Genomic DNA, 1,560 nt, shown 5'->3' on the forward strand with positions numbered 1-1,560 from the left:
ATCGTGTGCATCCAGAAACATGAGCCAGTGGCCGCGCGCGCAATAGCGGGATTTCGGCGGCGCGCGGCCACTGGCTCATGTTTCTGGATGCACACGATTGGGTAGACGCCAGCTTCCTCGCGAAAATGCTAGCCGCACTGGAGGCCGCGCCCGATTCAGTGGCCGCCTATTGCGGCTCTCAGTGCGTGATGCCCGATGGCGAACTTATTCCGTTGAGCGTCTCGTCAGAGGTTGCGGTCCAGCCCTTTGAAACATTTGCCCGCCGGTGTGCCATCGCCACTCACGCGCTGCTGGTCGACCGGGAGACAATCGTCGAGTTAGGCGGTTTCGATGTGTCGCTGCGCACATGCGAGGACTGGGATCTGTGGCAGCGCCTCGCCCGTCTCGGCAGGAATTGGGTAATGGTCGACGAGCCGCTCGCCTTTTGCCGGGCTAGCTCCAACTCGCTCACCCGCAATTCATCTCAGATGCTGGCCGACGCGGAAATCGTGATCGCCCGTGGCTTCTCTGCCGACTCCAGAGTCAAACACCCGGTAACTATCCACGCCAACGGAGCGAACTCGGCGGATGGCCGCACCGCTTCCGAAGCACTCGCGTGGTTCGCATTTTGGAACGCCGCGTCGGATTGCGGCGGCGGCTCGGGCTCGATCAACCCGCAGTCCCTGCGCGCGCTTCCGGCCGGACGCAAGTGGGCGAGTGAGATCGCCAAGGTAGCCGTCAACGGCCTTGCGGTGGGAAGCCTGTCTGTGCCGGCGCAACTGGCTGCCAGGTGGGGCAGGTTCGGCGGCGCCATCACCGAATTGATTACCGAACTCGGCAAGGTCTGGGCCAATCCCGCGGCGGCTCGCCGCATCCAGTATCAGCTTGAGCAAATGCTTCTCAACGCCGACGATCTTGGCGCGCCGCGCAGGCTGGCGCGAACACTTGGAATCCGCGTCGACGCTCGAAATCCGACCTCGACCGAACTGCCGGAAGGAATCGACCAAATCTATGCCTACCTGATGATGGATGGCCACATCGAGGCCGTCGTACAATTCGGCGTGCTCGGGACAGTGACAAGGGATCATTGGATTGAACTGATCCGGAATTTCGCACCGCAAAAAGAGGCTGGCGCCAACACTCCGAACACGCTTCCAGCCGGGGCATTGTCAGGCACAGCCGAACGCGGGCCTGATCCGGACAGCCACTTCGGCAAACTCGCGCGATTGGCCGCGCAAGCGCGGGAGTTGGTCCGGTCGAGCGCCGAACCAGCCGAGCCTTCTGCCGCGCCGCGGCGTGCACGGGTCAGGCACGACGAGGATCGCACGTCGTTCTGGAATGGCTATTTCGCGACCGAGGATCCCTGGAACTACGGTTCGTCCTATGAGCAGGAAAAATACGAGCGGCAACTCGAAATCCTGCCTGCCGGCCCCATCGGACGGGCGCTTGAGCTGGCCTGCGCGGAGGGCCATTTCACGCGGCAGCTGGCGCCGCGAGTGGGCCATCTGACCGCAACCGACATCTCCGCCATAGCCGTCGGACGGGCCCGCGCGCGATGCAGCGATCAGCCGAATATTGAAT

At 63.2% G+C, this 1,560-nt stretch carries 1 protein-coding gene; it reads left to right on the forward strand.

Annotated features, from left to right (window positions below; genetic code table 11):
• Positions 1-77: 77 nt before the first annotated feature.
• The coding region (locus tag EN750_RS33625) for an SAM-dependent methyltransferase (RefSeq protein ID WP_281062371.1) at positions 78-1,560 on the forward strand (1,483 nt) is incomplete at its 3' end.

The sequence above is a fragment of the Mesorhizobium sp. M7A.F.Ca.ET.027.03.2.1 genome, from assembly GCF_003999175.1.
GTDB lineage: Bacteria > Pseudomonadota > Alphaproteobacteria > Rhizobiales > Rhizobiaceae > Mesorhizobium.